Source organism: Micromonospora sp. NPDC049107 (assembly GCF_040648595.1).
Taxonomy (GTDB): domain Bacteria; phylum Actinomycetota; class Actinomycetes; order Mycobacteriales; family Micromonosporaceae; genus Micromonospora.
This window is the reverse complement of record NZ_JBEZEC010000014.1, coordinates 92,422-112,906: the sequence shown is the minus strand read 5'-3', so window position 1 is coordinate 112,906 and position 20,485 is coordinate 92,422. Positions and strand designations below refer to the sequence as shown.

Annotated in this window: 18 protein-coding genes and 1 riboswitch; of the genes, 8 read left to right on the top strand and 10 right to left on the bottom strand. The window is 74.1% G+C overall.

Annotation, left to right across the window (positions count from 1 at the left end; genetic code table 11):
• Nucleotides 1-317: 317 nt before the first annotated feature.
• A complete protein-coding gene (locus tag AB0B55_RS29240; protein ID WP_357175189.1) occupies nucleotides 318-926 on the bottom strand; it encodes a hypothetical protein in 609 nt (202 codons plus the stop codon).
• A gap of 194 nt (nucleotides 927-1,120) precedes the next feature.
• Between AB0B55_RS29240 and AB0B55_RS29235 the strand changes: the two genes are divergently transcribed.
• Nucleotides 1,121-1,921, top strand: a complete 801-nt coding sequence (locus AB0B55_RS29235; RefSeq protein ID WP_357175186.1) for an SAM-dependent chlorinase/fluorinase — start codon at nucleotides 1,121-1,123, stop codon at nucleotides 1,919-1,921.
• Between the two features lie 37 nt (nucleotides 1,922-1,958).
• Nucleotides 1,959-2,201 carry a CPCC family cysteine-rich protein gene (locus tag AB0B55_RS29230; protein WP_039905669.1) on the top strand — a complete coding sequence of 81 codons (243 nt, stop codon included), beginning with the start codon at nucleotides 1,959-1,961 and terminating at the stop codon, nucleotides 2,199-2,201.
• Between the two features lie 27 nt (nucleotides 2,202-2,228).
• Here the strand turns inward: AB0B55_RS29230 and AB0B55_RS29225 are convergent, their stop codons facing one another.
• Nucleotides 2,229-3,422 (bottom strand): hypothetical protein, encoded by a 1,194-nt coding sequence (locus AB0B55_RS29225; protein ID WP_357175183.1) that lies wholly within the window; start codon nucleotides 3,420-3,422, stop codon nucleotides 2,229-2,231.
• 184 nt (nucleotides 3,423-3,606) lie between these two features.
• Here AB0B55_RS29225 and AB0B55_RS29220 point away from each other — a divergent pair, with 184 nt between their 5' ends.
• Complete coding sequence (locus tag AB0B55_RS29220; RefSeq protein ID WP_357122523.1) at nucleotides 3,607-4,416, top strand: DNA-formamidopyrimidine glycosylase family protein; 810 nt, start codon at nucleotides 3,607-3,609, stop codon at nucleotides 4,414-4,416.
• A 168-nt stretch (nucleotides 4,417-4,584) separates the two neighbouring features.
• Nucleotides 4,585-8,238, top strand: a complete 3,654-nt coding sequence (locus tag AB0B55_RS29215; protein ID WP_357175180.1) for a hypothetical protein — start codon at nucleotides 4,585-4,587, stop codon at nucleotides 8,236-8,238.
• A gap of 28 nt (nucleotides 8,239-8,266) precedes the next feature.
• On the opposite strand, the gene AB0B55_RS29210 is transcribed toward AB0B55_RS29215, so the two are convergent.
• The 7 genes from AB0B55_RS29210 to AB0B55_RS29180 form a co-directional block, all read right to left on the bottom strand.
• The gene (locus tag AB0B55_RS29210; RefSeq protein WP_357175178.1) at nucleotides 8,267-9,052 is read right to left on the bottom strand and encodes a hypothetical protein; all 786 of its coding nucleotides are present in this window, start codon (nucleotides 9,050-9,052) and stop codon (nucleotides 8,267-8,269) included.
• A gap of 25 nt (nucleotides 9,053-9,077) precedes the next feature.
• The gene (locus AB0B55_RS29205; RefSeq protein WP_357175175.1) at nucleotides 9,078-9,950 is read right to left on the bottom strand and encodes a PspA/IM30 family protein; all 873 of its coding nucleotides are present in this window, start codon (nucleotides 9,948-9,950) and stop codon (nucleotides 9,078-9,080) included.
• 202 nt (nucleotides 9,951-10,152) lie between these two features.
• The gene (locus AB0B55_RS29200) at nucleotides 10,153-10,611 is read right to left on the bottom strand and encodes a helix-turn-helix transcriptional regulator (protein ID WP_357122511.1); all 459 of its coding nucleotides are present in this window, start codon (nucleotides 10,609-10,611) and stop codon (nucleotides 10,153-10,155) included.
• A 153-nt stretch (nucleotides 10,612-10,764) separates the two neighbouring features.
• Nucleotides 10,765-11,406 (bottom strand): CinA family protein, encoded by a 642-nt coding sequence (locus AB0B55_RS29195; RefSeq protein ID WP_357175173.1) that lies wholly within the window; start codon nucleotides 11,404-11,406, stop codon nucleotides 10,765-10,767.
• Nucleotides 11,407-11,543: 137 nt separating this feature from the next.
• Complete coding sequence (gene pgsA / locus AB0B55_RS29190) at nucleotides 11,544-12,137, bottom strand: CDP-diacylglycerol--glycerol-3-phosphate 3-phosphatidyltransferase (protein ID WP_357175170.1); 594 nt, start codon at nucleotides 12,135-12,137, stop codon at nucleotides 11,544-11,546.
• Nucleotides 12,138-12,214: 77 nt separating this feature from the next.
• A complete protein-coding gene (gene rimO / locus AB0B55_RS29185; protein WP_357122502.1) occupies nucleotides 12,215-13,723 on the bottom strand; it encodes a 30S ribosomal protein S12 methylthiotransferase RimO in 1,509 nt (502 codons plus the stop codon).
• Between the two features lie 80 nt (nucleotides 13,724-13,803).
• Entirely contained in the window at nucleotides 13,804-14,727 is a 924-nt protein-coding gene (locus AB0B55_RS29180) for an ornithine cyclodeaminase family protein (RefSeq protein ID WP_357175167.1), read from the bottom strand.
• Nucleotides 14,728-14,819: 92 nt separating this feature from the next.
• Nucleotides 14,820-14,891, top strand: a riboswitch (guanidine-III (ykkC-III) riboswitch).
• A 33-nt stretch (nucleotides 14,892-14,924) separates the two neighbouring features.
• On the opposite strand from AB0B55_RS29180, the gene AB0B55_RS29175 reads away from it, so the two are divergent.
• Together AB0B55_RS29175 and AB0B55_RS29170 are read left to right on the top strand one after the other, a co-directional pair.
• Entirely contained in the window at nucleotides 14,925-15,239 is a 315-nt protein-coding gene (locus AB0B55_RS29175; RefSeq protein ID WP_357122496.1) for an SMR family transporter, read from the top strand.
• 73 nt (nucleotides 15,240-15,312) lie between these two features.
• Nucleotides 15,313-15,558 (top strand): hypothetical protein, encoded by a 246-nt coding sequence (locus AB0B55_RS29170; RefSeq protein WP_357122493.1) that lies wholly within the window; start codon nucleotides 15,313-15,315, stop codon nucleotides 15,556-15,558.
• A 66-nt stretch (nucleotides 15,559-15,624) separates the two neighbouring features.
• On the opposite strand, the gene AB0B55_RS29165 is transcribed toward AB0B55_RS29170, so the two are convergent.
• Nucleotides 15,625-18,078, bottom strand: a complete 2,454-nt coding sequence (locus AB0B55_RS29165) for a DNA translocase FtsK 4TM domain-containing protein (protein ID WP_357122490.1) — start codon at nucleotides 18,076-18,078, stop codon at nucleotides 15,625-15,627.
• Between the two features lie 113 nt (nucleotides 18,079-18,191).
• Here AB0B55_RS29165 and AB0B55_RS29160 point away from each other — a divergent pair, with 113 nt between their 5' ends.
• Nucleotides 18,192-18,662 (top strand): YbjN domain-containing protein, encoded by a 471-nt coding sequence (locus AB0B55_RS29160; protein ID WP_355051666.1) that lies wholly within the window; start codon nucleotides 18,192-18,194, stop codon nucleotides 18,660-18,662.
• A 98-nt stretch (nucleotides 18,663-18,760) separates the two neighbouring features.
• Nucleotides 18,761-20,317 carry a YbjN domain-containing protein gene (locus AB0B55_RS29155; protein WP_357175263.1) on the top strand — a complete coding sequence of 519 codons (1,557 nt, stop codon included), beginning with the start codon at nucleotides 18,761-18,763 and terminating at the stop codon, nucleotides 20,315-20,317.
• The last annotated feature ends 168 nt before the right edge of the window (nucleotides 20,318-20,485 follow it).

Genomic DNA, 20,485 nt, shown 5'->3' with positions numbered 1-20,485 from the left:
GGCCTACGTCTGCCGGTCGCCCAACCCGTGGAAGCGTCCGCCTGCGCGCCTGGCCGACCGCGCGTCCGGCCTCCGAAGGTGTCGCGGGCTGTCCTCCGTGACGACCACTGGTGGGGCCGATCCGCCCTCGCGCGGTATCCACACGCGATCTGGTAGCTCTCCCGTGCCAGGCACCGTCGACCACCTCTGCGACGTTGATGCCTGTGAGTCATCTTGATGACTCACAGGCATCACAGCCAAAGGTTGTGCCCCGGCCGCCACCTGATGGACAACGCGGCCGCGAGGCAGCGGGAGCAGCGGGAGCAGCGGGAGCAGCCTCAGCGGAGGCCGTTGAGAACCTTCTCGTAGCGCACGCGGTCGGCTGCCGGGGTCTTCGCCTCGAGGTAGTTGAGCACCACTGCCCCACGCCGGTACGACTGGCCGCCCCACGTCCCGGCGATGTCGCCGGCGCTGGTCTCGTCGGGGAACACGAAGACGGTGACGCCGTCCGTGGTGACGATCTCGGAGCAGCCCAGCCCGAGACCGTCCGGACCACAGTCAACCGAGCGGTCCTTCGGGTGGGTGACCCGCAGACCGGCGGCCTGGAACGCGTCGATGACCTGCCGGGCGCTGGGAGCGCCCGCCGGGCGCTGGGGCAGTACCACCGGCGGCGGACTGGCCGGCCGGCGTTCGACCGGTCCCTGCGGTGGCGCCGACGGCACGGTGGACGGCGCGACGGACCGTGGTGGCGGCGGTGCAGCGCCGTCGGTGCGGGACGGGCCCGCCGAGGTGCTCGGCACGCTCGGCAGATCCGTGGCCTGGACGGTCGAGGACGTAACACCGGGGACGGCACTCGACGGCGCGGGATCGTCACCACGGCCGCAGCCGGCGACGACGGCAGCGGCGACCAGCAGGACCCCGACGGCGGGCAGGCTCCGAAGTGTCACAGGCGAAGTCTGCCCAACCACGCTGGGTGGCGGGAGGGGCCGGTCGGCCAGCACGCTGTCCGCTATCTGCCAGCAGGGTCAGCCGGGTTGCCAGTCGCCCGCACCGATACGGCCCGATCCGACCACCACCCGCGGGACGCGCGGGGGGCGTTGGGCGCGGGACGCGCGGGGGGCGGGGGCGCTAGCCTGCGGGGGTGTCCGGCACACCGTGGATCTCGTTGACCACCGACTACGGCCTCGACGACGGCTTCGTGGCCGCCTGCCACGGGGTGATCGCCCGGATCGCTCCCGCCGCCCGGGTCATCGACGTGACGCACCTGGTGCCGCCGGCGGACGTCCGGCGAGGTGCCGCCGTGCTGGCGCAGACCGTGCCGTACCTGCCGGTGGGCGTGCACGTGGCCGTGGTCGATCCGGGGGTCGGCACCGCCCGACGGGGCATCGCGCTGGCCACCCCGGGAGGGCTGCTGGTCGGCCCGGACAACGGGTTGCTGCTCGACGCGGCCACCGCGCTCGGCGGGGTCAGCGCCGCCGTGGAGCTGACCGCGCCACGATGGCTGGCGGCCCGGGTGTCCGGCACGTTCCACGGCCGGGACGTCTTCGCCCCGGTGGCGGCACGCCTGGCGCTCGGGGCGTCACTCGCCGAAGCCGGTCCAGCCGTAGACCCGGGCGAACTGGTCCGGCTGCCAGCACCGGTCATGATCCGTGACGCCGACGGCTTCACCGCCGAGGTGCTGACCGTCGACCACTTCGGCAACGTGCAGCTCGCCGCGCCCGGCGAGGTGCTCGGCGCGCTCGCGGCCACCGTCCGGGTCGGCCCGCCCGGGCCGACGCCGTCCCACGCGGCGGTACACGGACGGACGTTCGGCGACGCGCCGCAGCAGGCCCTGGTGGTGTACGTGGACTCGGCCGACCTGGTGGCGGTTGCGGTCAACGGCGGTCGGGCCGTGGACGTCCTCGGCGTACGCCCGGGTGACCTCCTGCGGGTGGCCGGGTGACATTCGACTGTGGAATGCTGCCCCGGTGGGTGAACCGGTGGGTGAACACGTAGTTCCCGTGGGCTGTCCCTGTTGTGCCTCCCGGACCGGCGGCGGGACCTGCCCGGTCTGCTTCTGGACGGACGACGGCCAGAGCGACGCCGACGCGGACGCGGTGCGGGGCGGCGCCAACGGCGACCTGAGCCTGTCGCACGCCCGGCTCAACTACGCCGTCTACGGGGCCAGCCACCCGCGTTACCAGGACATGGTGCGTCCCGCCCGCCCCGACGAGCGCCCCTGACGCGGCGCCCGCCGAAGCGAGGTCGTCTCAGCAGACCGGTACGGTACCGCCGTAGACGGTGGCGACGTACGCGTGGCTGACGTACTGCCCGGTGGCCAGGCGGTTCCACCTGGTGGTGGTGCGGTACGGGCCGGCGACCGACTGGCCGGTGACGTAGCACTGGACCGGCACGTTGGCGAACCGCGCGGCGAGGCCACGGATCGCGTACGAGGTGCCGGGCCCGCTGCGGATGTTGAGCGGGCCGTCGCCCACCACGGCGCGCGGACCGCCGCCGGTCCACAGGTACGCGACGTCCACCCAGGCGTTGGTGGTGAGTTGCAGACCGTCCCAGAAGGTGCCGTCGGCCAGGTCGATGCCGGCCGGGTTGAGCACGGTACGCCCAAACTGGTCCCGCCCACCGTTGTAGCCGGACTGGTAGGCGGCCTGCGCCTCGGGCCGACCCTGCGGCAGGTTCTTCCAGTTCTCGCGTACGGCGGACGGGTTCCAGTAGTCGTCCCGGGTGTTCCAGGGCCCGACGTCCCAGACCGGGGCGTACTCGCAGCGCGCGCCCGTCGTGGTGCAGACCCGCACGGTGTAGTCGCCGCTGTTGAGTGGCGAGAGGCCCCGGCGCGACGGTAGGGCCACGAAGTGGTCGCGCGGCTGTACGGTGCGGCCGTTGGCGGTCAGTTCGCCGACCAGTCCGATCCGGGTGGCGTACACCCGGTAGGTGAGGCCGGGTGTGGCGGCGGAGACGGCGGCGGTCGCGTCGGCGGTGAGCTGGACGGCGCGTACCGTCGCGGTGGCCCCGCCGGCCCGCGCGGTCAGCACCACCCGGGTCTGTACGCGGCTGACCGGGCGGTCGAAGGTCGCGCCGGCGGTCGCGGCCCGCCACTCGGTCCAGCCGTTGAGCCGCCATCCGCGCACCTGCGCCTCCGCGCTCGCGCCGGCGGGGACGTCCGCGTCGATCTCGGCGCGGACCCGGGTGGCCGGGCGGGCGAGGGTGCGTGGGGCGCTGAGGAGCATGCCTTCGGCGAGCGCGCTGTGCGGGCTGCGAGGGCTGCGTCCGCCCGCGCGGGCCTCGCGCAGCCGCAGTCCGGCGGCGGTACGGCGGACGTTGACATCGTCCCGGTCGACGACCGACAGGTCGGCGCTCCACCGTTCCCCGGCCGGTGCGGCGGCGGTCAGGGTGAGCGATCCGGCGGTCGCGGGGACGGTGGTCCGGGCGGCGCTGGTGACGGGCACCAAGGCTGCGATGAGCGCGAGAGCGAGGATGGCGGCGAGCGTGGAGGGTCGGATAAGACAATGAGGTCGTCTCATGGGCATTCTCCTCAGAACCCCCTGACCATCGCATGTCCGGAGATCATGAGGAACCTGGCTACAAATAGCGACACATGCGAATCATGCTCGAAAGAGGGAGGATGGCAGCGTGCCCGAAGGTGACACCGTCTGGAACACCGCCCGCGTGCTGCACCGCGCGCTGGCCGGCGCGCGGCTGTCCGGCTCCGACTTCCGGGTGCCCCGGCTGGCCACCACCGACCTCACCGGCTGGACCGTCCGCGAGTCGGCCAGCCGGGGCAAGCACCTGCTGCTCCGCCTCTCCGCCCCGGACGACGCGCCGTGGACGCTGCACTCCCACCTGCGGATGGACGGCGCCTGGCGGGCGTACGCGCCGGGCGAACGGTGGAGCGGCCGGCCCGCGCACCTGATCCGGGTGGTGCTGCGCAGCCCCGGCGCGGTGGCGGTGGGCTACCACCTGCACGAGCTGACCCTGGTGCCCACCGTCGAGGAGGACGCCCTGGTGGGCCACCTCGGGCCGGACCTGCTCGGCGTGGACTGGGACCCGGCCGAGGCGACCCAGCGCCTCGCCGCACATCCCGAGCAGACCATCGGCGAGGCCCTGCTCGACCAGCGCAACCTGGCCGGGGTGGGCAACCTCTACAAGTGCGAGGTGCTGTTCCTGCGAGGCGTGTCACCGTGGACGTCCGTGCGGGCGGTGCCCGATCTGCCGGGTATGGTCGCCCTCGCGCAGCGGCTGCTGGCCGCCAACCGTGGACGCTGGACGCAGAGCACCACCGGCTCGCTGCACCGGGGGCAGACCAGCTACGTGTACGGCCGCCGCGCCCAGCCGTGCCGCCGCTGCGGCACCGCCATCAGCAAGGAGGAGCTGGGCGAGCGCGTCACCTACTGGTGCCCGGTGTGCCAGCCCGAGCGGCCGGGAAGCCCGCCACCGGGCTGACCGGGCGTTGTGGATCGAGGTCATCCCAGATACGGACGATTGGGTAATTCCTAACCGACCCCTCGACGTCGCATGCTGCGGTTGGGTGCTCACCGCCTGTCAGCAGAGTGCCGAGGGCCGCCACGCCGGGGTGGTGTTCTTCCTCGTGCCCCGACCCCGGGGAGAGTCATGGCGATCTTCCGCAGACTCCGCTCCACCTTCTTCTACCGGACCGCCCCTGACGGCCTCGGTCGGACGGCGTCCGTTCCCACGGCGCGTACCGCCGAGGAGGCCGCGCCCACGGCGAGTCTGGATCCGTCCGCCGAGCCACGCTGCTTCGGAACGGTGCCGAACGTCGCGTACAGTCCCCGCCCGACGCGTGACCCCGATGGCCGGCCGGTGCCGGGCACGGGCCTGCGCAAGTTCGTCGACGCGCTGCCCGTACCCGGCGAGCAGGCGCTGCCGGTGGCGGTGCCCGACACGATCAGCTACCCGGGCTGCGACTACTACGAGATCGGGCTCCAGGAGTACGCGCAACGCCTGCACCGGGATCTGCCGGTCACCCGGCTGCGCGGCTACCGACAGCTCAACCTGGGCACCGACCCGTCGGGCCACAACACGGTGGCGCCACCGGAGCGGCCCTGGCACCTCGGCCCGATGATCCGCGCTCGGCGCGGCCGACCGGTCCGGGTGAAGTTCATCAACCAGCTTCCCACCGGCCGGGCCGGCGAGTTGTTCCTGCCGGTCGACGAGACGGTCGAGGGTGCTGGGCTCGGGCCGCTGGACGGCCCGGCGCCGTACCCGCAGAACCGGGCGGTGCTGCACCTGGCCGGGGCGCAGACCGGGTGGACCAGCGCGGGCAACCCGGGACACTGGATCACCCCGGCCGGGGAGATCACCCCGTACCCGACGGGGACCAGCCTCACGCCCGTGCCGGACATGCCGACGCCCGGCTCCGGCGCCACCACTCTCTACTTCCCCAACGAGCAGAGCGGCCGGCTGCTGTCGTTCCACGACAACACCCTCGGGCTGGCCCGGCTCACCGTCTACGGTGGGCAACTCGCGCCGTACCTGCTCACCGACCCGGTCGAGGACGAACTTGTCGCCGAGGGGGTGCTGCCGGCCGAGCAGGTGCCCCTGGTGATCGAGGACAAGACGTTCGTGCCGGACGACACCCAGCTGGCCGCCGAGGATCCGACCTGGGACCGGGAACGCTGGGGCGCTCGCGGCAGCCTGTGGTACCCCCACGTCTACCAGCCCCGGCAGAACCCGTACCGGTCCGGCGGACGCAACCCCACCGGTCGGTGGGACTACGGCCCCTGGTCGCGCCGTCCGGCGCCGGACGGCGGTCGGGACGACAGCGGACCCACCGTGGACGGTTGGCCGATGGCCGAACGGATCGCGGGCGAGCCGCCGCTGACCGGTCCGGGGCCGGTGCCGAACCCGCACCACGACCCCGTCGGCGGTGACGCCGAACCACCGCTGCGACCCGGGGTGCCGCACCCGTCGGCGGTGCCCGCGGCGTACGGGGATACCCCGCTGGTCAACGGTGTCGCGTACCCGTACCTGCGGGTACGCCCCACGGTGTACCGCCTGCGCATCCTCAACGCCTGCCTGGACCGCAGCCTCAACCTCCAGCTCTACCGGGCCTGCTCGGACGCGTCGATGTGGGCCGACGACGGCAGCCTGGCCGACGCGGACGCCGGCGAGGTGCCGATGGTGCCCGCCGTGCGGTCGGCGGACCGGCCGGCCGGTTGGCCGAGCGACGGGCGTGACGGCGGTGTGCCCGACCCGCGCGCCGCCGGCCCGGAGTTCGTCCAGATCGGCAACGAGGCCGGGCTGCTGCCCGCCCCGGTGGTGCTGCCGAACCGGCCGATCGGCTACCGCTACGACCGGCTCGACCCGACCGTGCTGAACGTCGACGGGCACACGCTCCTGCTCGCCCCGGGTGAGGCAGCCGACGTGCTCGTCGACTTCTCCAGCGTGGAACCGGGCAGCACGCTGATCCTCTACAACGACGCCCCGGCGCCGCTGCCCGGCTTCGATGAGCGCTACGACCAGCACACCGACGCGCCGGACCGCACGGCCGGGGGCGGTCCGCCGCCCACCGAACCGGGGTACGGCCCGAACACCCGTACCCTGCTGCAGTTCCGGGTGACCGGCACGCCCGACGGGCCGTACGACGTGGACCGGCTGCGGGAGCGGCTGCCGGCGGCGTACGCGGCCAGCCAGCGCCCGCCGATCGTGCCGCAGCCGGCGTACGACCCGGCGTTCGGCAGCCGGACCACGGCCGAGACGGTCGTCTCCGCGCACGCCGACACGGTGACGTTCACGCCGCTCGCGGGCACCGGTCCGGTGACGCTGCCGATCGAGGTCAAGGCCGCGCAGCAGGTCTTCGAGCCCGGTCACGGCCGGCTGGCCGGGCGTCTCGGGGTCGGTCATCCGCACATCGGGCCGCTCGCCCCGGCGACCCTGCCGCTCGGGTCGACCGATCCGGTGACCGAGGTGCTGTTCGCGGCCGACCCGGCCATACCGGTGGGCGCCCCGACCGACGGCACGCAGCTCTGGCGGATCAGCGGCAACGTACGGCAGACCGAGCCGCTGCGCTTCGGCGGCTGCGACGTGCAGATCGTCAACCGGGTGGGCTGGGACGGCACGCAGCGCCCCCCGCACCCGGCGGAGCTGGGCTGGAAGCAGATCGTCCGGGTCAACCCCCGCGAGGACGTGGTGGTGGCGCTGCGTCCGGTGGCCCCGGCCCTGCCGTTCAAGCTGGGCGACAGCGTGCGGCTGCTCGACCCCGGACGTCCGGCCGGCGCGCGGACCGGGTCGACGCCGGTCAGCCCGACCGACGGGCGACCGGCCGTGGTCGTCAACCAGATGGTCAACCTGGGTTGGGAGTACCGCTGGCACAGCCAGCTCGCCGGCCATCGCGACCTGGGGATGAGCCGACCGTTGGTGCTGCGGGTGACGCCGCGGGCGCCCACCGGACTCACCGCCACACCCGTGCCCGGCTCGGCCACCGCCCTACCGGCGATCGCCCTGACCTGGACCGGCAACGGCGGTCGCCCGCCCGCGACGAGTCACCTGCTGCAACGGGCCACCGACGGGTCCTTCGGCGGCGACGTCACCACGATCACCGTCGCGGCCACCGCGACCCGCTACATCGACGCGACGGTCACCCCCGGCGTCACGTACCACTACCGGATCCGGGCGGAGAACGAGGTGAGCTACTCGTCCTGGTCGAACAGCGTGCCCGCCTCGGTGCACCTCGCCGCGCCGGGCGGCCTGATCGCGGCGATCCCACCCGCCGCGCCGCTGCGGGTGGCGCTGCGCTGGACGAACCGCTCCTTCGCCACCGGCATCGACGTACAGCGGGCCACCAACCCGACCTTCACCAGCGGGCCGGGCACCACCGCGATCGGGGTCGGCGACAACCACCTGGACACCACGGCCGCGCCGGACACCACGTACTACTACCGGGTCCGCACCACGTACCTGGGCGCCGCCTCGGCGTGGTCGACGGTGGCCGCGGCGAGCACTCCGCCCGCGCCGAGCACCCCCGGCGAGGTGAACGCCACCGCGAGCGCGCCGGGCCCGGACACCGCCACGGTGGTGCTGGTCTGGACGGCGAACACCCCCGTCGGCCCGGGCTCCGGGTTCATCGTGCAGCGGGCGCTGGACCCGACGTTCGCGCACGAGGTGGCGACCTTCACGGTGACCGGTCGCGGCTTCACCAACACGGGTCTGGCCCGGGGCGTGACCTACCACTACCGGATCCGGTCGTTCAACGTGGTGGGCAGCTCGCCGTACAGCGGTCCGATCCCGGTCACGACGCCACCGTGACGGGCGGGCGCGGCGCGTGGGGTGCGGCTCAGCGGGTGGGCGCGCGCAGGCCGGCGCCGCCGGCGCGCAGCTCGGCCAGGGCCGAGGCCACGCCGTGCAGGAGGTCGGTGGCCTCGGTGAGCCGGTCGGCGGCCGGGTGGGTGGGCTCCGGGCGGGCGTCCTCGGCGAGGTAGCCGGCGGCGGCGACCACCAACCGCTCGTATGCCGCCACCCCGCTCTCCAACTGGGCGGTCAACGCGGCGTGCGCGTCGGCCAGCGGCGTCCGGGCGTCGGTCGGCGCGAGCCGCAGGGCCCGTTCGACGCTGGCCACCCGGTTGGCGAGTTCCCGCAGCGACCGGTCGGCGGCAGCGGCCTCCAGCACGGCCGGCTCGGCCAGCCCGGTGAGCCGGGGCGCCATCCCCGCCAGGGTGAGCGAGGCACGGTCCAGTCGCGCCCACTGCTGGCCGGCGGTGGTGCCACGCAGCGCGACCCGGCCGCGCACCCGGCGTACCTCGGCCAGCACGCCCGAGCCGACCGGCAGTCGCTCCACGGCGGCCACCAGCCGGGCCCGGGACCGGGCGGCGGCCTCGGCCGGGTCCAGCGCCGGGGGCGCGGGCCGGGCGGCCAGCGCCCGCAGGTCGATCCAGCGCCAGGCGGCCAACGCCAGCGCGCTGCCCGCGGCGCCGGCCCAGGCCGCATCCGGCAGACCGAGCCCGGCGTACGGCGTCAGCACCGCCGTGGCCCCGCCGAGCCCACCGGCCAGTACGCTCCACCGCCGGGCGGACCGGCGCAGCCGACCCAATTGACGGAAGTAGCGTGTCCGCTCGTCTGCCACCGAAAGACCCCCTCGGACCGGTCGTTCAGCCGGCGGCGGTCGGGTCGCCGGTGCCCCGCTCGCGGGCCATGCTCGCGCGCAGCTCGTCCAGCCGGGCGGCGGCGGCCGGGTCGCTGCCCGGGCCCGCCTGCTCGCCCTGTGGGACCGCCGGGCGCTGCGCCGTGCCGCCGAGCTGCTCCCCCGCCATGCTGGAACGGATCTGCTCCAGCCGGGCCGAGCCCGCCGAGTCGATGGTCGCCTTCTGGATCTCCAGCATCCGACCCTCGACGGAGTTGCCGGCCAGTTCGGCGCGGCCCATGGCGTTGGCGTACCGCCGCTCGATCCGGTCCCGCACCTCGTCCAGGGACGGGGTGTTGGTGGGTGCGGTGAGCGACGACATCGACTCCAACGAGCGGGCCACGGTCTCCTGCATCTTGGCCTGCTCCAGCTGGCTGAGCAGCTTGGTGCGCTCGGCGAGCTTCTGCTGGAGGATCATCGAGTTGTTCTCGACGGCGCGGCGGGCCTGCGCGGCCGCGCCGAGCGCCTGGTCGTGCAGGGTCTTCAGGTCCTCGGTGGCCTGCTCGGCGGAGACCAGCTGGGTGGCCAGGGCCTGCGCGGACTGCTCGAACCGCACCGCTTCGGCCTCGTCGCCCTTGGCGCGGGCCTGGTCGGACAGCACCAGGGCCTGCCGGGCGTTGCCCTGGAGCCGCTCGACCTCGGACATCTGCCGGGACAGCTTCATCTCCAGCTGACGCTGGTTGCCGATGACGGCGGCCGCCTGCTGGACCAGCGCCTGGTGCTGCCGCTGGGCATCCTCGATGGCCTGCTGGATCTGCACCTTCGGGTCGGCGTGCTCGTCGATCTTCGCGCCGAAGAGCGCCATCAGGTAGTTCCAGCCCTTGACGAACGGGTTCGCCATCTCCGCGGTATCCCCTCAGTAGCGTCGCTGCACCGCGGTCGGGCCGGATTGCGCCGACCGACCGCGACCCGGCCGGTCTCCATCGTCCCAGCCGAACGCCAGCGCGGCATCCGTACCGGGCGCACGACGGGCACCGTCGGCTCCTGCGGGCAACCCTACGCGGCCGGGGCCACCTCGCCCATGGGCAACGGACGCACGGTGCTCAGGCGGCGCAGACCACGTCCCGGTCGCGCTCGGTGGGCCGGACCCGGGTGCTGCGCAGCGTCGCCCGCAGCGGGGAATCCTGCCGGACCGACACCGCGACCTTGCCGTCGGAGGTGACCTGGCGGACGCCCCGGTTGGCGGCCTTGCGCACGGCGGCCGGCGCGACGGGCGCGGCCTCGGCCGGCTCGTCCTGCATGCCGACGAGCACCCCGGCGGGCATCTGCTCGGCGAGCGCCACGGTGTCGCTCACCTCGCGGAGAAGTTCGGAAAGGCGGGCGCCGAGCGCGTCACAGATCGCGGCCAGCAGCTCGCTGGACGGCTCCTTGTGCCCCCGCTCGATCTCGGAGAGGTAACCGAGGCTGACGTTGGCGGCTGTGGACACCTCACGCAGTGTGCGCTGCTGTCCCTGCCGGCGCGCCCGCAGTGCGTCACCGATCACCCGGCGTAGCAGGACCATCGCACCTCCCCCTGAGGGATACCTCACGCCCGGCGTCGGGCAGCCGGCCGCGGCGGACCGCGCCGGCTCCGAGCGTCGGAGCCTTCCCGCAACCGTACCCGCTGCGCGCCCCGGCGACATCCCACCCCGCCCGTCGGATCCTGGCGGGACGGCTCACGGACGCCCCGCGCCGGCCGCGCCCAGACCGTCCCGGACGCTTTCGGCGGCCGCTCCCGAGCCGTTCCCAGCGACCCCGGCGGCCGTCTTCTCGCCAGCGGGGGCAGCCACGTCCGTTGTCTCCAGGCCCTCGATGGCGGCCTCGTCGGCGGCGTGGATGTGTTCGGCGAGCAGCCGCAACGCCTCGATCACGGCGGCCGAGCGTACGTGGTCCCGCCCCCCGTCGAGGTCGAGTTCGCGGACCTCGACGCCGGTCGGGCCGGCGACCGCGACGTAGACCAGGCCGACGGGCTTGCCGTCCTGCGGCTCCGGGCCGGCGACCCCGGTGGTGGCGAGCCCCCAGTCCGCCCCGCAGCGCCGCCGACCGCCCTCGGCGAGCGCCGCCGCCACGTCGGGGTCGACGGGTCCGCGCTCGGCCAGCAGGTCGGACGGCACGTCGGCGAGCGTGGCCTTCAGTTCGGTGGCGTAGACGACCAGCCCGCCCCGGTAGATCCGGCTGACCCCGGCGATCTCCACGATCGACGCGGCCAGCAGCCCGCCGGTGAGCGATTCGACGGTGGCGAGGGTCTCGTGCCGCTGCGAAAGGCTGTGCACGACAGCCGCCGCCGCGCTCCCCGTCGCGTTCTCGTCCCGCTGCATGATCCCGTCCTTCCCCACCCGCCAACCCCCAACCCTCCCGGCCGGACCCCGTGGATCATGAAGTTATCGCCTCGACACGCCGGCCCGAACCGCAACAACGTCATGATCACGCGCCGGGGCGACGGGCGCGGGGCGGGTTAGGGGTGGGGGCGGCGGAGGCGGAGGGCCTGGAGGATGTAGTCGAAACCGGTTGCCACCGTGACCAGGACGGCGGCAACCATGATCCAGGGGCCGACGGCGGCGAGGGCGGCCGGCATCGGCCAGAGGTACCAGGCGATGGCCAGGATCTGCAGCGCGGTCTTGATCTTGCCGCCACGGCTGGCCGCGATCACCCCGTGCCGGATCACCCAGAACCGCAGCCCGGTGATGCCCAGCTCGCGGACCAGGATCAGCGCCGTCACCCACCAGGGCAGCCGGTCGTACCAGGAGAGCAGCACCAGAGCCGCGCCGGTGAGCGCCTTGTCGGCGATCGGGTCGGCCACCTTGCCGACCGAGGTGACCAGCCCGAACCGGCGGGCGATCCAACCGTCCACCAGGTCGGTCGCCGAGGCCACCGCGAAGATCAGGCAGGCGGCCATCCGCCAGCCGGCGTGGGTCATCCCCGACACGATCACCGAGGCGGCGAAGACCGGCACCAGCACCAGCCGCAGGGCGGTCAGCGCGTTGGCGGCGTTGAGCACGGGCACCCGCGCGACCACCCGGGCCGGCGTCGACTCCGTCGCCCCGGTCACCGTCTCGCTCCGCTCGGGCCGCCGTGGCGTTCCCGACACCGCACCACCTGGCTCCCCCGCTCCGTCCGGGCCCGCCGTCACCGTGCCGCGCCGGGCGCCGCCGAGATCATCTCATCCGGCACCGCGAGCAGATCCACCCCTTCGGTGCCGGTCACCGTGGCCCGCACCAGGTCACCCGGGCGCAGTGCGCTCAGGTCGACCCCGCCGTCGACCGGCGCGACCAGGGTGGTCGATCCGTCCACCTCCGGCGCCTGGTGCGCGGCCCGGCCCTCCACCACGCCGTCCACGATCGCGTCGACCAGCACCTCGACGGTCGAGCCGAGCCGGTCCTCGGCCCGCTGGGAGCAGAGCTCGTCGGCGAGCGCGCTCAGCCGGTCGTACCGCCGCTTGATGGTCGCGGCGGACACCTTGCCGGGCAGTCCGGCGGCCTCGGTGCCGTCCTCGTCGCTGTAGTCGAACATGCCGATCGCGTCGAGCCGGGCCTCGGTCAGGAACCGGGTCAGCTCGTCGATGTCGGCGCGGGTCTCGCCGGGGAAGCCGACGATGAAGTTGCTCCGCGCGCCCGCCTCCGGAGCCAGCGCCCGGGCGCTGGCCAGCAGCTCCAGGAACCGGTCGGTGGAGCCGAAACGCCGCATCCGGCGCAGCACGGGCTCGCTGGAGTGCTGGAACGACAGGTCGAAGTACGGGGCCACCCCGGGGGTACCGGCGATCGCCTCGACCAGCCCGGGCCGCGTCTCGGCCGGCTGGAGATAGCTCACCCGCACCCGGACGATGCCGGACACCGCGGCGAGCTGCGGCAGCAGCTTCTCCAACGCGCGCGGGTCGCCCAGGTCCTTGCCGTACGAGGTCGAGTTCTCGCTGACCAGCACCAGCTCCCGTACGCCGGTCTTGGCCAGCCACTCCGCCTCGGCGAGCAGCTCGTCCGGGGTTCGCGAGACGAACGCCCCACGGAACGCCGGGATGGCACAGAACGCGCAGCGCCGGTCACAGCCACTGGCGAGCTTCAGCGACGCGACCGGGCCGGTGTCGAGTCGACGGCGCAGCACCTGACGCAGGTGCGCCGGGGTGTGCTCGTCGGTCTCGACGGCGGCACGCGCCACGGTGCCGTGCCCCGGCAGGGACACCCCGCTGTCGCGGCGCTTCACCGGCGTCAGGGGCAGCAGCTCCCGGCGGTCCCGCGGGGTGTGCGCGGTGACCTGTTCACCGGCGACCACGGCGTTGAGCCGGGCGGCGATGTCCGGGTAGTCGTCGAAGCTCAGCACCGCCTGCGCCTCGGGCAGACTGTCGGCCAGCTCCTTGCCGTACCGCTCGGCCATGCAGCCGGCGGCCACCACCTTCGCGCCCGTCCCGGCGGCGGCGAGCAGCGTCTGGATGGAATCCTGCTTGGCCTTCTCCACGAAGCCGCAGGTGTTCACGACCACCACGTCGGCACCCTCGCCGTCGGTGCTCACCTGCCAGCCGTCGGCGTGCAGCCGGGCGGCCAACTCCTCCGAGTCGACCTCGTTACGGGCGCAGCCCAGGGTGAGCAGGGCGACGCGACGGCCCTCGGCGTTGTCGGAAGCGGAAGGAGAGGTGGCAGACACCATCCGAGGGTACCGGGCCGCTCGCGGTAGCCCACGCACGCGGGCACGGCGGCCGGCGGGATCACACCACGTGCGGGCGTCGGTCACCGGGTCACGGCGGTCGCCCGGGTCAGGGCGTCGAGCAGGAAGACCTCGGTACCGGCCAGGCCCGTGCAGCAGAAGACGGAGACCTGGTCCGCCGTGGTCCGGCCGGGAACCGCGCCCGCCAGGATGCCGCCCAGGTCCCGCAGCCGTCCGGCGTACGCGGGCAGCGCCGCGAGCATCGGCGGTTGGTAGTCCGCCGCCTGGGCCGGCGAGTCGGTGACCAGCAGGTCGGCGGCGTCCAGCAGGTCGGTGCCGAACTCGCTGCGGTCGTGCTGCTTGAAGCCGACCGTGTTGACGTGCGTGCCGGGGCTCACGTCGGCGGCGCGCAGCACCGGCGTGGGGCTCGTGGTGGCGAGCACCACGATGTCCCGGCCGGTGACGGCCGCGCCGGGGTCGGCGACCGCGCGGGCCGGCACGCCCAGTTCGGCGCGTACCCGGCTGGCGAAGGCGTCCCGGCGCGCGGTCGAACGGCTGTGCACCACCACCTCGCGCAGCGGGCGCACGGCCGCGGCGGCCCACACCTGGGTCCAGGCCTGCCGCCCGGAGCCGATCACGCCGAGGGTGGTCGCGTCCGGCCGGGCCAGCGCGTCCACCGCGACGCCGCCCAGTCCACCGGTGCGACGGGAGCCCAGCTCCTCGCCGACGGCGACCGCCCGCACCGCCCCGGTGGCGGCGTCGTGCAACACGACCAGTTGCTCGCCCTGAGGGTGGCCGAACGTGTCGTACGAGCGGTAGCCGTACCACTCGCCGACCAGGTGCCCGGCGGTGAGCACCATCCGCCCGCCACCGAGCGGGGCGGCGGCCCGGGGCGGGGCGACCAGGCGCCCCTCGTACGCGGCCACCAGGGCGGCCCGCATGGCGTCGACGGTGGTGGCGGCGTCCAGGGCGGCGGCGACCTCGGGGTCGGCATAGAGCAGGGCCATGCCCGCCATAGTGCAAGTTGAAGCGAAGTAGAGGTCAATGCGTGGTGGCGTGGGTCACCGTCCGGGGCCGCCAGCCGGTGCTAGCGTCGGCCGTGGTGGCCCCGGACGCGGTGGTCACTCCGGACGAGCGGTGGGCGTACCCGGTCAGGCCAAGACGCCCCAGCAGACTGACCCGACTCGTCCTCGTGAGGTGAACGATGGCCTGGCTCGTACTCGTGATCTCCGGGCTGCTGGAGACGGCCTGGGCCGTCGCCCTGGACCGCAGCGCCGGCTTCAGCCGGCTGCTCCCCTCGGTGGTGTTCGTGGTGGCCCTGGCGCTGAGCATGGGCGGCCTGGCGTACGCGCTGCGCGACATCCCGGTCGGCACCGGCTACGCCGTCTGGGTCGGTATCGGCGCGGTGGGCACGGCGCTGGTCGGAATGGTGGCGCTCGGCGAGTCGGTGAGCCTGCCCCGGGTCTTCTGCCTGCTGCTGGTGGTCGCCGGCGTGGTCGGCCTGAAGATCTTCCATTGACGATCACGCGTGGCGGGCGCCCACAGTGGGTAGTGATCGGTTCGTCACGACAGGCTCTCATCCGGAGGACGACATGGCCGACATCCCCACCACCGCCCGCCCGCGCAGCAACGCCGCCCGCATCCTCACCATCGTGGGTTTCGTGTTCGCGGTGCTCGCCCTGCTGCTCAACCCGATCATCTTCGGCGTGCTCGGCATCATCGCCGGCATCGTCGGCGCGGTCCTGGGTGACAAGCCGCTGGGCTGGTACGCCGCCGCGGCCAGCGGCGTGGCCGCGATCATCGGCCTGGTGGTCGTCGCGGCTCTGATCAACAACTGACCCACCCCGACGTCACGGGCCCGCCGGTATCCGGCGGGCCCGTCGGGTGTCCGGGGTCGCGAGTGGTCAGTCGACGTCGCCGCGCAGACCGACCAGGACCTCCTCCAGCTCGTCCGGCTTGACCAGCACGTCGCGCGCCTTCGACCCCTCGGACGGCCCGACGACCCCACGGGTCTCCATGAGATCCATGAGCCGGCCCGCCTTGGCGAAACCGACCCGCAGCTTGCGCTGGAGCATCGAGGTGGAGCCGAACTGCGAGGTGACCACCAGCTCCACCGCCTGCACCAGCAGGTCGAGGTCGTCGCCGATGTCCTCGTCGATCTTCTTCTGATTGTCCTTGGCGGGGGCCAGCACGTCCGGCCGGAACTCCGGCTCACGCTGGTCCTTGCAGAACTTCACCACGTCGGCGATCTCGCGCTCGGTGACCCAGGCGCCCTGGATGCGGACCGGCTTCGACGCGCCCATCGGCAGGAAGAGCCCGTCACCCCGGCCGAGCAGCTTCTCCGCGCCCGGCTGGTCGAGAATGACCCGCGAGTCCGCGAGGGACGAGGTGGCGAACGCCAGCCGGGACGGCACGTTCGCCTTGATCAGACCGGTCACCACGTCGACCGAGGGCCGCTGGGTGGCCAGCACCAGGTGGATACCGGCGGCCCGCGCCAGCTGGGTGATCCGGACGACCGAGTCCTCCACGTCACGCGGCGCGACCATCATCAGGTCGGCCAGCTCGTCCACGATCACCAGCAGGTACGGGTACGGGCGCATCTCCCGCTCGCTGCCCGGCGGCGCCTTGATCTCGCCGTTGCGCACCTTGCGGTTGAAGTCGTCGATGTGCCGGACGCCGTTGGCCGCGAGGTCGTCGTAGCGCATGTCCATCTCGCGGACGACCCAGTCCAGCGAGTCGGCCGCCTTCTTGGCGTTCGTGACGATCGGCGTGACCAGGTGCGGGATGCCCTCGTAGCCGGTCATCTCGACCCGCTTCGGGTCGATCAGCAGCAGCCGCACCTCGTCCGGGGTGGCCCGGGTGAGCACGGAGACCAGCAGGGTGTTGAGGCAGGACGACTTGCCCGCGCCGGTGGCCCCGGCGATCAGGATGTGCGGCATCTTCGCGAGGTTGGCCACCACGTAGCCGCCCTCGATGTCCTTGCCGAGCGCCACCACCATCGGATGGTGGTCGCTCGTCGCCGCCCGCGAACGCAGCACGTCGCCGAGGGCCACGTTCTCCGGGTCGGTGTTCGGGATCTCCACGCCGACCGCGCTCTTGCCCGGGATCGGGCTGAGGATCCGGACGTCCGGCGACTTCACCGCGTAGGCGATGTTGCGGGAGAGCTGGGTGATCCGCTCGACCTTGACGCCGTGCCCCAACTCCACCTCGTAGCGGGTGACCGTCGGACCCCGGGTGAAGCCGGTGACGGCGGCGTCCACGTCGAACTGGTCGAAGACGCCGGTCAGCGCGGCGATCACCTCGTCGTTGGCCTTGCTGCGGGTCTTGGGCGCGGCTCCGCCGCTGAGCATGTTCGCCGGCGGCAGGGTGTAGTCGCCGGCCAGCCCGGTCAACGCGAGCTGCTCGGCGCGGGTGGGCGCGGGCGAGTGCTCGGGCGGCTCGGCCGGCTTGCGGCTGGCCGGCACCTTCGCCGGGGCCTTGCGCGGCAGCACCATGGTCTCCTGGAGGTCCGCGCCCTCGGTGTCCTCGAAGTCGTCCGGGTCGATCGGCGGCGGCATCCGCTTCGACGGACGCCTGCGCGCGGGCCGCGCGACCGGCTCGTCGTCCTCCTCGGTGCTCTCCGGAGACGCGACCAGCCCTCCGGCGAGCAGGCCCAGCCGCTCCGGGATCTTGTTGATCGGCGTCGCCGTGACCACGAGCAGGCCGAAGAGCAGGAGCAGGACCAGCAGGGGTACGGCCACCCAGGCGGTGACCGCCCGTTCCAGCAGCCCGCCCACGCCGGCGCCGACGAGGCCACCGGCGAAGTCACGCTCCACGGTGTCCACCGGGTCCTGGCCGATCTGGAGCAGCGCCGCGGTCGACACCAGCAGCGAACCCCACCCGATCAGCCCTCGACCCCGGTGCTCCGGATCGATCGGCTGACGCATGAGCCGCCACGCCCCGATCATCAGCAGCACCGGCACCACGACGGAGATCGCGCCGAGGAACAGCCGGACCGTGTCGGCCAGGCGGGCGCCCACCGGGCCCGCGCCGGAGAACCACAGCGCCACGGCGCTGAGCAGGGCCAGCCCGAACAGCAGCAGTCCGGCCCCGTCACGGCGGTGCTCCGGGTCCAGGTCGCGGGCGGAGGCGGCCTGCCGGCCGGCAGCCCGCACCGCCCACCCCATCCCGTGCGCCAGCCCCATCCACAGTGCACCGACAGCGCGGCCCACGTAGACGGCGGGGCCCGGACGGGCGGGTGTGGTGCGTCGCCGTACCGGTGCCCGGGTCTTCTTCGCCGGTTGACGGGCACGGCTGTTGGTGCCACCGCGCGGCGACGCGCCGCGTCGCCGGCTCGCCTGAGAGGTACGGCCCGCCATAGAGTCACGGTAACGGTGGGGCCGGGCAGATCGCCGCTTTTCCGGGTCGTGTCCGCGCGTCGCAGCACGGACCCCGCCGCCGGTCGTGATATCCGCCTCAGAAGGGATGCCCGATGGCGTCGCCGGGAATCGAGGACGATCCGCTGGCCGGGCACCCCGGTGCGGTACGCCCGCTGACCGGCGAGCTGATCGCCGCGGTGCTCGCCGCGCGCGGCCGCCCGGTCGGCCGTGCCCCCGACGGTGACCTCGTGGGACGCTTCGACGACAACCTGATCTGGTTCCTGCGCCTCGGCGCCGATGGCGAGCTGCTCCAGGTCCGCACGATGGTCGCGCCGACCTTCGGGATCGAACGGGTGCCCGACCTGTACGCCTTCTGCAACGCGTGGAACCACGACCGGCTCTGGCCGAAGGCGTTCGTGCACGTCGACGACGCCGGCCGGGCCCGGATCCACGGTGAGGTGATCACCGACCTGGAACGTGGCGTCACGCCCCACCAGCTCGACCGACTGCTCGACTGCGGCATCACGACCGGCTGCCAACTCGCCGTGGCGGTCGGTCGCCTGCCCGGCGCGGTGTCGACGTGACCGGCCGGGAGGAGACCACGGGCAGCCGTACCGACCGGGCGCACGCGCCCGCCAGCGGAGACGGCGGCCGGGGTGTCGGGCAGCGTGTCCCGGCATTGGTGTCCGCGCTCGCCGACGCCCGGGACCTGCCCGACGGGTCCGGCCGGCTGGCCGCGCTGGAACGGGTCGCCGAGCGCGCCGACGCCGCCGCGGACGCCCGGTCCGCGCTGGACGCGAGGTTCGCGCTCATCGAGGCGTACCTGCTGCACGGCGAGCGGTGGCGGATCGTCGAGCCGGTACGGCGCTGCCGGGCCGCCGCCGACCGGTGGCCCACGCTGCTCGGCGACCCCGAGACCGTGCTGCTGACGCGCTACCAGCGGTACGCGGTGGAGGCGCTGCTCGGCACCCCCCGGGTGGGGCTGGACCAGACCCGACTACTCCTGACCGATTTGGCCGAGCGGGTGGGGACGGGCGGGCTCGACGGGCCGACCGTCGCCGAACTGCGCTGCCGGATCGCCGACCACCTGGGCGACGAACCCACCGCCCGGCACTTCTACCGGCAGTGGGCGGGTACGCGTGGCGGTCCGGCCGGCGGGTGCCCCGGCTGCGCCCCGGCCCGCCGCGCGGAACTGCTGGCCGGCTGGGGCGAGTGGCGGGAGGCCCGCGCCGAGCTGGAGGCGTACGACACCGACGCCCCGGCCTGCACCGACCAGCCCGAGCGGGCGCTGGTCGCCGGACTGCTGCCACGGTTACGGCTCGGCGCGGCCGAGGAGGCCGCGGCGGCGCACGTGCGGGCGTACCGGCGGCACCGGCGCGAGCGCGCCGCGTTCGGGCATCTCGCGACCCACCTGCGGTTCTGCGCGCTCGGCGGGCATCTGGAGCGCGGGCTGGCCATCCTGACCGAGCAGCTGCCCCGGCTGGACCGGCCCACCGACGACCTCGCCGCCATGGAGTTCGCCGCGGCGGGGGCGCTGGTCTGCGGGCTGGCCGACGAGACGGGGCTGGGCGAGCGACGGGTGCGCCGCCCGGCGTACGGCGAGCGTCCGGCCACCGAACTGGACGTGTCGACGCTCGGCGCGCTGCTGCTCGGCCTCGCCACCGACCTGGCCGGCAGCTTCGACGCCCGCAACGGCACCGGTCACCAGTCCGGCAGGATCGCGGCCTGGCTGGCCGAACGTCCCGCCGCGGCGGCGGTGCCGCTGCCGGGTGGCGGCGACGTCGCCGACGAGGAGGACGACGCCGGTCCCGGGCCGGACGGGGAGTCCGAGCGGGAGCTGATGGCGCTCACCGCCGACCTCATCACCGCGACCCTGGACCGGCGCGGCGACCGGTACCTGATCGACGACGACGGCACGGTGGTCGGCCGGTGGGGCGCCGCGGTGATCCAGTTCCGACGGGCTGGCGAGCGGGGCGAGGTGCTGCACACCCGGGCGATGGCCGACCGGCGGCTGCCGGCCACGCGGCGGTCCGAGGCGTACGCCTTCTGCAACGCGTGGAACCACGACCGGCTGCTGCCCAAGGCGTACGCGCACGACCTCGACAGCGAGATCGTGCTCGCCGGGGACGCGGCCACCGACCTGGCGCACGGGGTCGCGCCGGCGCAGTTGCGGGTGCTGGTGGACGCCGCCATCGCCACCGGCGTCGCGTACGCGGAGGCCGTCGCCGCCCTGCCCTGACCCGCGAGCGGGCCCGAAGGTTGCGGCCCGACGGGTGACTGTGCGACATCCGACAGCGCGCAACCGGACGTGCGCAACGGCTGTGGTACCGCCGTGGTCCGCAACAGAATCCGGGCCGGCCACCGACATCCACGGGGGACGTCGGCGACCGGCCCGGTCACGCGTGCG